The organism is Subtercola sp. RTI3, assembly GCF_035018625.1.
GTDB classification, from domain to species: domain Bacteria; phylum Actinomycetota; class Actinomycetes; order Actinomycetales; family Microbacteriaceae; genus Subtercola; species Subtercola vilae.
Genome location: NZ_JASJXO010000003.1, coordinates 80386 through 91560, shown reverse-complemented (window position 1 = coordinate 91560; position 11175 = coordinate 80386). Strand labels below are relative to the sequence as shown.

3 protein-coding genes are annotated in these 11175 nt (G+C 60.9%); 2 read left to right on the top strand and 1 reads right to left on the bottom strand.

The features are described 5' to 3' along the window. The first annotated feature begins 214 nt into the window (after nucleotides 1–214). Nucleotides 215–3604 carry a LamG domain-containing protein gene (locus QN358_RS02460; RefSeq protein WP_136641390.1) on the top strand — a complete coding sequence of 1130 codons (3390 nt, stop codon included), beginning with the start codon at nucleotides 215–217 and terminating at the stop codon, nucleotides 3602–3604. Between the two features lie 32 nt (nucleotides 3605–3636). Further along, the gene (locus QN358_RS02455; protein ID WP_161580367.1) at nucleotides 3637–10005 is read left to right on the top strand and encodes an RHS repeat protein; all 6369 of its coding nucleotides are present in this window, start codon (nucleotides 3637–3639) and stop codon (nucleotides 10003–10005) included. 815 nt (nucleotides 10006–10820) lie between these two features. Here QN358_RS02455 and QN358_RS02450 read toward each other — a convergent pair. Continuing rightward, nucleotides 10821–11150, bottom strand: coding sequence for a hypothetical protein (locus QN358_RS02450; protein WP_136641392.1), 330 nt, complete (start codon nucleotides 11148–11150; stop codon nucleotides 10821–10823). Nucleotides 11151–11175: the final 25 nt, after the last annotated feature.

Sequence of the window (11175 nt, the reverse complement as noted above, 5' to 3'; positions counted from 1 at the left end):
CGACCGTCACCGATGTGAAATTCAGCGTGATTGTTGGCGAGGGGGCTGGTGGAGCGAGTGCGGATCGCGTTCGAACGGGCGTAAGCGTGGAACAGAAGGGTTGCTATGAATCTGCCGAGAGCCCTAGGTTTTGCCTGGGGGCGCCAAATCTAGGGGCCAAGTTTGACTTCGGCCAGTCGGGGACGTGCTGTTGCGCTTTCGTCGTTCGGTTTTCATGACCACTGCTTCCATTGCCATCATTGGCGCACTGACTCTGAGCGTGGCTGGCATGGCCTCTGCCATGCCGACGGTTCTACCGACCGATAACCCGGTAAGCGCAACCGTGCAACCCGCCACGGAGACACCTGAACCGACTCCGACTGCCGCCGCCGTGACGCCGACCGGGCCAGATAGTGACCGTGCCGCTGACCCGATCGCTGCGGCAGCCATCGCACGAAAGTACAACCATCCGGTTGCTGATGATTCGCAAACGACGGACACCTCACAAGTGTCCGTCGAGCCCAATGGGTCGTTTTCTCTTGAATCCAGTACGCTCCCGGTTCGTGTAAAGACGGACGCCGGTTGGGTGCCCATCGATTCGTCTCTCACATACGGTCCAGACAAAATGTTGACGCCAGTAGCTGCCGCTTCCCCTGTGCAGTTTTCAGAGGGCGGTACCGATCTTCTGGCGAAGGTGGAAGTCACCCCAGGTGCGTGGTTGACGGAGAAGTGGCCCTACGGGGCGTTGCCGATACCGACTGTGACCGACAATGACGCCCTATATTCGAACGTCTTGCCCGGAGTTGACCTACGGTTGAGTTCGACTCCAGCGGGTATGGCAGAGGTGCTCGTGGTGAAGACCCCCGACGCGGCGGCGAACCCGAAGCTTGACCAGGTGAAACTCAGCCTCGAAGGCGCGACGGTCACGCCGAGTGCCGGCAACACACTGTCGGCAACCCCGAACGGTGCCCAGCCACAGACCGCCTCTGCTGCGGCCGACAACTCGGACACGGTCTCATCGGCCCCCGTGTGGTGGGACTCGAATGTGAAGGACTCTGGCCCCGATGGACCCGTCGGCGCGGAAGAAGCGCACCCGGTCAGCCAAGCGGCGACCGGCAGCGATGTGACTCTGAATGTCGGCGCCGTCATAGATACCCAGAAGATCACCTACCCGCTGTACGTCGATCCAGATTGGGGCACCGGGGCGCAGGCGTACTGGTTCACAGACCGCGCCTTCCCTGACACGGTGTACCTGAACGGCAATGCAAACTCTGGCGGCATAAAGGCCGTCGGTTACGGCGGCCCCTCGCCCGTGAACTATCTCTCTCATGCGTTCTGGCAGTTCGACACCACGCCTCTTTCTGGCAAACATATTCTCGCCGCGGCATTCAACACCGCGGTTTATTGGTCGAACGTCTGCACCTCCACAGCGATCCAGGCCTGGCAATACGGAAACGGGGCCGACGCGCCGGGGTTCACATGGAACGGCGAGCCCAACGCGTGGGACGCGCTGTTGGACACTCAGTCCACAAACGACGGCAGTTCGTGCGCGGCTCCGGGAAACGTGGGATTCAACGCCCTCCCGACCGCGATCAGCGCGGCTAGTGGGGGATGGCCGAATGTCCAGCTCGGTCTGCGCGCCGCGAACGAGTCCGACCCGGGCACACGAAAGCATTTCGGCACAGCAGCTTCGCTCACCGTCACCTACAACTCCTACCCGAATGCGCCGACTGGATTGTCGATCACGAGCCCTCCTAGGGGGTGCAGCAACGACCCTAACAATCCGGCGTACCTGAATGGGAACCAGTCGATTGTTTTGCAGGCAAACGTGTCAGATCCGGATCAGCAGAACCTCGGAACCGCGTTCTACCTGAAGAACACCGACACGGGCGCGAACACTTTCGCCCCACTGGGTTGGCCGTACGACGGCTCACCTGCACAAGCGCAAAGCGCTCCACAGTCCGTGCAGCTGCCAGTTACCCTGCCCACCGGCCGGTATGCGTGGTATGCGCAATCCGAGGATGGCATCGACTGGGGACCGGCAAGCTCTCCCTGCTATTTCGATGCGCTTGACAGCCCGCCCGCCGTGCCGGTGATCAGCGATGTTTCTGCAGGACCGTACACGGTCGGGCAGCCAATGACCGTCAAGTTCACATCCTCTCCAACGGATCACATCGCGACGTTTGCCTATTGGTGGACGAACGATACCTCGACCGCCACAACCCCACCGCTTCCAGCCCTGGGAAATGCCCCAACCTGCACAAGGGCCCCCGTCGGGGGTGTCCGCTTCGCGTGTGCTGATTCGTCCAGCACTTCTCCACTCATCACTGTCGCTCCGCGAGCTGACACGTCGACGTTATGGGTCGCTACTTTCGATCTGGCAGGCAATGCCTCCACATCCTCGGCGGGTCAAACGATCTTGGCGAATGCCGACACGGCCGTGTCGGCCTCGAACCCGAACGCGGGAAACGTTGTCGCGGCAAAGGGCCACCAGTGGCCCATGAATACCGCGACGCCAATCGTGGGAGCGGTAGCAGACAAGAACACCACCACAGGAACGTCTCTCTTTGCGCAGAAGGTTCTGAAAATAGGTGCCGGAACAAACGTCACGTCGACCGATCACATCGTGATGACTGGGCTTGCACGGCACGTGATGACCTTGCCCGGGTATCTCGAATTGGCGAGGTACTACAACGGTGTTGACGATGCTGCGTTCTCTGACGGGTTCGCGCCGGCTGGTTACACTTTCGAAGTCGCGCTCGGACAATACGTTCCCCTAGCGGCCTCGGCGGCAGCGGTGACGGGGATGCAGGAATTTTATTCCTGCCCGTTGTCTACGGGCGATATGACGTCGACGTCGTCGACGTGCGAAGGAACCGGCGTCACCGGGGTGAGTATGGGGTATTTCTGGCCCACTTCTGCCGCTGTTCCTGCTGGGGTTCCAGCGTTGCCGCTCTACCAGTGCTCCATTGCATCGAACGGGCATCACTTTGATGCCCCTGATGTTGGCTGCCTGGGATTCGGTACCGGCATCGTGCTGGGCTATCTGGCTGGCATAGCGCCGACGGTCACCGCGAACACGTCAGGATCCCCCGCAGTATTGGCCCCGGCACAGGCGATCGACACTACGAAGAGTTTCACCGTATCTGCGTGGGTGAAATTGGATGCCGCGAACCTAGCCGGTGGCAATTACACGGCGATGAGCGAATCCGGTTCTGGAACGAACGCGAACTCCGCGTTCTACCTCCAAAAAGCAAACGGCGGGCACTGGCGCTTCTGTGTGCGAACGCAATCCGGTATCGACATTGTGGACTGTGCCTCCGTGACAGCTCCCGCGCTTGCGAACACTTGGACGATGGTGACGGGCATCTGGGATGCAACCAACCAGGAGGTAAGGGTGCTGACCAGCGCTAGTCCGACTCCGGCAGACAGTACGTCTGTCGTCAGCCATGTGCCTCCATCCAGTGAAATCTCTGCAACCTCGCCGTTGGTCGTCGGGTCGGCTGTGTCCGACGGCAGCACGGGCAACCAATGGGATGGCGAAATCTCGAATCCGGTGGCGTTCCAAGGTGTGCTCGACGGCTTCCAACTGGCTTCACTCGCCGGGCTGAACCCGCTTCCGTGACCCGTTACCCTCGACCAGGAAAAGGCACCACCATGTCACACCGCACACGCCCGTTCATGCGACCGACTGCGCTGGGGGTCTCGATCGCGGTGGTGGCCGTGACGATGACCGGGGTCGGTGCCCTTTCGGCAGAAGCGTTTGCCCATCCGGCTCCCTTCATCGGTATCGCGGTGCCCGGCGCTTCCGCCCCCGCATTGAGCGCCGCTGAGCCGCCCTCGTCATCGGCGAACGCCCCCATCTCGGCGTCTGCCCTGCCAAGCGCTGGCTCTTACACTGTCTCGACCCCGGCAAAGGCCTCTGCCACGCTTCTCGCATCCCGTGCAGCTGGCGGCGGTACGCCCGCAGTGACGAACGGGGACTGGTCGCCGCTGGGATCGACTGGGCTGAGCATCGCCCCTGCGGCGCCTGCAGCCGTGGCGCCGACGTCGGCGACCGCCAGAGCCGTCACCGATTCGTTGACGCCTTCCGTGCAATCAGTCACAGCCACCGTGCTCGACCAAAACACGGCAGCAAAACACGGTCTCACTGGTTTGGTGCTGAAACTGGTGCGCGCGGACAACGCCGCTGGCGCGGCACCTGTCGGTGTGCGCATCCCGAACAGCGTCCTGGCCGGATTGTATGGAGCTGACTTCGCTTCCCGAACTCGATGGGTGCAGCTCCCAGACGGAGCGACCCCCGGGGATCAGAATGCAGAAACTGCCGTCGCGGCAACACCCGACACCGATCACAATGCGATCATTCTCACCCCTCGGATTTCTTCGACCGCTGTGATGCTCACCCCGATGTCCGCCCCGGTGTCATCGAGCGGGACAGGGTCGTTCTCGGCGACATCGCTGAAGCCTGCGTCGTCGTGGGATGTGTCGGCTCAGACAGGTGATTTCTCCTGGTCTTACCCCATGACCGTTCCACCGGCAGCGGCCGGGCCCGCACCGAGCATCGGCCTGACATACGACTCGCAGTCTGTTGACGGTGAGACCGGTTCTAGCAACAACCAGCCTTCTGCGGTCGGGGACGGCTGGTCGATTGGCGGCAGCGGGTTCATCGAACGCACGTACGTCTCCTGTTCCCAAGACAACGGTGCGTCAGGTGCTGTCGCGACCTCGGGTGACCTGTGCTGGAAAACCGACAACGCGACACTTTCGCTCGGTGGACACACTGGGCAACTCGTGAAAGATGCCTCTACCGGGGTGTGGAAACTCCAATCCGATGACGGTTCCCGCATCGACCACCTCGTCGGTACCGGCCAGGGCTGTGCCGCCAACGGAACGTACGACACCGACTGCTGGCGACTCACCACCCGTGATGGCACACAGTACTTCTTCGGCCTGAACCAGCTCCCCGGCTGGGCCAGCGGCAAAGCAACAACGAATTCTGCGTGGACCGTTCCGGTGTTCGGCAATGACGCCGGAGAACCGTGCCATGCCTCCACCTTCGCCGCCTCCTCCTGTAATCAGGCATGGCGGTGGAACCTCGACTACGTCGTCGACGTGCACAGTAACGCCGAAGCGCTTTACTACGCCGCCGAGACCAACAAGTACGCCCAAAACGGTTCTGCCGCTACCTCCTACATACGTGGTGGGCAGCTGGACCACATCGACTACGGTATGACGTCAGCAACGATCTACGCAGCGAACGCCGCTTCAGACAAAGTTGCCTACGGATACGACCAGTACGGCCGCTGTTCCGACTCGACGCATGCGAACTGCACAACCGAGACCATCACATCGCCCGCCGTCGCGGCGGCGCACCCCACCTCGTATCCAGACGTACCGTTTGACCAGTTCTGCAACGGCGCCACCTGCCCGAACCTTCTCTCGCCGACATTCTGGACCACCGGAATGCTCAATACCGTCACCACCAGCGCCCTGAAATCAGGTGCTTATACGAACGTCGACGTGTGGACACTCGGACACTCTTTCCCTGACCCCGGCGATCTCACCAATGCAGCTCTCTGGCTGACCCAGGTCGCCCACACCGGTTACGACGGAGCAACCTCACTCGCAGAACCCACCACCACGTTCGCCGGCACAACCATGCAGAACCGGGTGTGGGTGATCAATGGCCTCGCGCCTCTGGACAAATGGCGTATCGCCTCGATTCAGACATCGGCTGGGGCCGTCATTTCTGTGAACTACTCGGCCCAGCAATGCACCCCCTCTGGCGCGGCCGCCATCGAGGCATCGCCGCAGACAAATACCAGTCGGTGCTTCCCCCAATGGTGGACACCTCAAGTCGTGCCCGCCGCCGCGACAACCGAGGACCTTTTTCACAAATACGTTGTCACCTCGGTCATCTCCAACCCGAAGACCGGTGGCGGCAATGATCGCCCACAGGAAACCGACTACGTCTACACCGGAACCCCGGCATGGCGATACGACACGTCACCGCTCACTCCCGACGCTCAGAAAACGTGGTCGCAGTACGCCGGCTACAACGCTGTCGAAATTAGGAACGGCAACACGGCAACCGACTACACCTTCTATCAAGGCATGGACGGCGACCGAGCTGCCGCATCCGGCGGAACCAAGACGGCGAAAGTCACCGGCAGCAGCACCCTCGCAGATTCGAGATGGTTCGCCGGCAGTGCCCGCGAGGTGAAAGTCCTGAACGGCGTCGGCGGCGCCGCCATCTCCGACACCGTCAATACACCCTGGGCCGGCGGTGTAACTGCAAACGACAACACAAACACTGCTCGGATGACGGGCCAGCAGGAATCCGTGCTCAGCCAACCCGTCTCGACCGGAGGCAACCGCACCACCGACACAACAACAAGCTACGACAGCACTTACGGCCTGCCGGTAGCGGTCAACACTGCCACCTCTGATGCAGGAAGCACCTGCACGACGACCAGCTACACACCCGCGAACACCGCCGCCTGGCTGGTCGGTCTGCCCGACGAAACCGCCAAGATCGGTACTGCTTGTGCCAACGTTGCCGCCGCCGTCTACCCGGCCGCCGCAATCTCCGACACCCGAACCGTCTACGACTCTCTCGCCTGGGCGGTAGCTCCAGCGAAGGGTGACGCAACGACGACGCAGGTCGTGTCTTCGTATGCCGGATCGACGGCAGCTACCGCCGTTTGGACCCAATCTGGGAAAGCGGCCTACGACACACTCGGCAGGGCCACATCAACGACCGACATCATGAGCCACACCACCACCACGGCGTACACCCCGGCAACCGCAACGGCCGGGTCGGGTGCGCTGACCACAGTCGTGACAACAAACCCGCTCGGCTGGACGAACACCGAAACGCTCGACCCGTCTCGAGGCGCAGAAACCAGCGCGACCGACCAGAACGGAAACCTCACCACTGCCGTCTACGACCCCCTCGGGCATCGCACCAAAGTATGGCTGCCGAATTGGTCGCAATCCGATAACCCCGGCTCGCCGTCCATTGGTTACGGGTACACCCTCTCCCAAAGCTCACCGAACGCCGTCTCGACAACAACCATCAAAGCCGGACAAAACGTAGAACAATTCACCCTCTACGACGGGCTCGGCCGACAAATCCAAACCCAAGCCGCGACCTACGGCGGAACCCTCATCACCGACACGGCCTATGACCCCGCCGGCCGCGTCTACATGACGAACAACCCGTACTACGAAACGACGACAACCATGTCCGCTTCGTTGTTCGTGGGCTACAGCGAGCAGAACATCGCCTCTGAAGTGCTCACCAACTACGACGGTGCCGGCCGCGCAACATCCACTGTGCTGAACCAGAACCTCACTGAGCGGTACCGAACCAGCGTCAGTTACCCCGGAGCAGACAGAACCGACACCATACCTCCCGCCGGAGGCACCCCGACTAGCACATACACCAACACCCTCGGCGAGAAAACAAAACTCGTGCAGTACCTCGCCCCCACCATCAGCGGCACTACCGAGACGACCAGCTACGGATACGACGTCCGTGGAAACATGACCTCGATGACCGACCCCGCCGCCAATGCCTGGGGCTGGACATTCGATGTTCTCGGTCATCAAACTCAAGCCGTCGACCCCGACACCGGCACCACGAACAGCACCTACACCCTCGCCGGTTACCCGCTGACAACGACCGACAGCCGGGGAATCACTCTCGCGTACTCATACGACGCTCTCAACCGCAAAATAGCGCAATACCAAAACGCTGCTGACGCAACAGGACTCGAGCTAGCCTCCTGGACCTACGACACCGCCGCCGGAGGAAAAGGCCAACTCGCAAGCTCGGCCAGCTACACCGGCTCTACCGCCGGACACCCCGGCCTCGCGTACACCGATACCATCACTGGCTACGACGGCCTCAGCGATCCCGCTGGTGAAACCATCAGCATCCCCACCGGAGCGCCCGCATTCTCTGGCACCACGTACAGCACCAACATGTACTACTACCCAGACGGCGCCCTCGCTGAAAAGGACTACCCCGCGGCCGGTGGCATCACCGACGAAGCGCTTCAATACAGCTACGACAGTCTCGGCAACCTCCTCGGCACATGGGGCCTGACCTCCTACGGTCTCACCTCATACACCGCCCTTGGCCAAGTCTCCCAATACGAAAAACACGGCACCACCACGGCATACACCGGATACGGGTATGACCCCGCAACCGGCGCGATCGCGAACATCGCAGACGACACCGTCACCGGTGGCATCGACGCGATGCAGTCCCAGCGCGTGTACAGCCATGACAACGCCGGGAACGTCACCTCCGACAAAACCACGGGCACTGCATCCGACACTCAGTGCTATACGTACGATTATCTGCAGAACCTCACCGCTGTCTGGACGCCAACGAGCGCTTCGTGCGCTGCGGCCCCGACGAGCACTACTGTCGGGGGTGCGGCGCCGTTTTGGAAGAGTTACGTGGTTGATCCGGCTACGGGGAACCGTACCGCGGCCGTCGATCACGCAACTTCCGGTACCGGCGCAGACACCGCCAAGGCGTTCACGTACCCTGTCGCAGGTGCGGCGCATCCACATGCCGTGTCAAAGGTTTCAGCCACTACTACGGGTACGACTACGAACAGTGTCTACGGTTACGATGCTGGGGGTGACACAACCGCCCGGCCTGGCCAGGCGCTGACGTACACGCCCACGGGGAAGGTTGCGACTGACACTGTCGGGTCATCGGTACTGACTGATGTGTACGACGCGTCGGGTACGTTGCTGCTTCAAAAGGATCCCGCGAGCGGTGCGACCCTGTATCTCGGTGACACTCAGATCCGGGTCGCGGCCGGCGCGGCAGCCCAGTCGGTGGTGCGTACGTACTCGCTGAACGGTACCCCTGTCGCGGAACGCACCAGTGCTGCAGGATCATCGACCAGCGCCCTGTTCTGGCTCGGTAACGATATAGACGGTACCCCTGACCTCGAAACCGATGCCACTACCGGCACGAGCACCCACCGGTATCAGGACCCGTACGGTAACAACCGCGGCGCCGCCGTTACGTGGTCGTCGCAGAACCGTTATCTCGATGACCCCACCTCATCGTTGACGGGGCTCACCCAGGTCGGGGCCCGCGCGTACGACCCCACGATCGGCAAATTCCTCACCGTCGACTCGGTGCTCTCGCCATTCCAGCCGCAACAAAACAACGGGTACGACTACTCCCATAACAGTCCCGTCACCCTCGCCGACCCCACCGGCCTCAGACCCGTTGGAGAGAACGATAACGACTGGCAGGGCAACACCGATCAGAACGGAGGAGACAATTCCGCAGACCATGTGGGCGCCCACGGAACTAACGTGAATTGGGCGAACTCTGACGCAAGTGGTGGTAGCGCGGCTGGGCGTGCCGACCCAGCTCCCTCGGCTGCGGGTGGTAGCGCGGGTAGCAAGTCAAAGAACGGGTCCTCTTTTCGTGCAGTGGTCCAATTCCGCAATGCACCCGTCTTCGCATCAAGTCCGTCGCTCGCTAATAATCCAGCAGGGGATAACCAAACCGACTCACAATGTGAAGCGGAAGGGTTGATGGTGTGTTCGATCTACCAGCAAAATGCGGTAGATGCGTTTGTTGCGACGATCTTCATCCAATTGGGAATTGTCGCCGCCGAATCCACCCCGGATGGACCCGGCACTGTGGGCGGACTGACAGGCTTGGAGGCGGATGTCAGCGTCGCGGCCGACGCGAGCGGAACAAGCCCTCTAATCGAACCCGCACGGATCGCTGATCGCTCGCCCGCGGAAATCGACGCGATCGCGAGGGAGTCCGGTCTGCTCGCCCGAGGCCCTGATCCGATGAATGGTAAGGGAGCGTATATTGATCCAATTACGGGAGAACAACGAGTGTTGTCGCATCCCAATTCTTCTGATGGCGGCCACGCGCACGTGAATGACCCCAACGGCCAGCGTCTGGACATCGACGGCAACCCCGTGAACGCGGATTCCCCAGACGCACACCTACCGATTGGAAAATAGATGCTCGACGATTTTCACGATTCGACCCTTATTGATATCGTCCTAACCTGGGCGACGAGGACAGTAGTGATAACCGCAAAGTCAGGGAATTTGCATCTATCGATACTTGCAAAAAATGTCAAAGCATTAGCTGTTCCCGTTGAATATCCTTGGGGTCGCAGCGTATCGATAAATTCAATTGCTGTAACGGACTCACCAAATGAGAAGCAGCTTCAGGTCGAGATGCAGTCAGGAGACGTCATACGAGTTACTTGCGAATCATTTCAGGCTATCGATACCCCACTGGTCATGGTCCGCTGAGCTACCCAAGGCCCGATCGACCGTTCGGGGACTCGGATTCGTGAGTTTCGGCGAATGAATTCCGACGCTAAGCACCTGATCCTTGTTGGTTACGATTACGGCATGGGCGGTCTTTGGGGTGGTATCCGTGCTCGCTCAAAGGAAGAAATCCTCGCGAAGTAGCCAGAGCTAGACGTTCACCTGGACCCCCCAGCATGGATGAATTCAAACGACTTTATTTCGTGGAAGCATCGGCCCCCCGTCATGGAGATCGACAGTAAACCAGTGGGCCTACTCCTAGTAGTTCTTGATGATCGGCGACGCGGCGAAAGAAGTGACGGTTAGAGGAAAGATCCCGGAAATCAACCTCCAGTCACACTGTTCGGCGCGCATTCATTCCGACACCAACAGTCGTAGGGTGGCGGGTAGCCGTTCTTGGTACTGGGGGTCTATGTAGTTGGTGTGTTATCTCGTGACTTCGTGGACAGTGAATCTCATTGCTTCGTGGACGCTGGGTCTCATGGCTTCGTGCACAGCTACCGTGCTGCCTGACCGCGAACTGCGGGGAGGTCAATCTGGCGTTGGGCGAATTGGGTCTGATATTCCGCTTTCTTGAGTGTCCAGGGCTTCGTCGGGTGGGTCACGTCGACGCCCTGGATGGAGTACGAGGCGACGTATCGACCTCGGACATTCAGCGCGACCATCGGCAGCGGGAATGAGAACACGATCTCAGCGGTGACGGGGTCGGTGAGCAAGAACGCGTCGTCGGTGATCGTCCGATAGAACGTGCGGTCGGCGTACGTTGTCGGTAGGGAGACCTGGTAGCCCTGGAAGTAGACCTGCCGGTTCGCTTGGGTCGGCTGCACGGAGAGGTGACAGGGGAAAAACTGC

Excerpts from the sequence above, each read along its gene's own strand:
- QN358_RS02460 (WP_136641390.1), top strand. The coding sequence starts at position 215 with ATGACCACTGCTTCCATTGCCATCATTGGCGCACTGACTCTGAGCGTG.
- QN358_RS02455 (WP_161580367.1), top strand. The coding sequence starts at position 3,637 with ATGTCACACCGCACACGCCCGTTCATGCGACCGACTGCGCTGGGGGTC.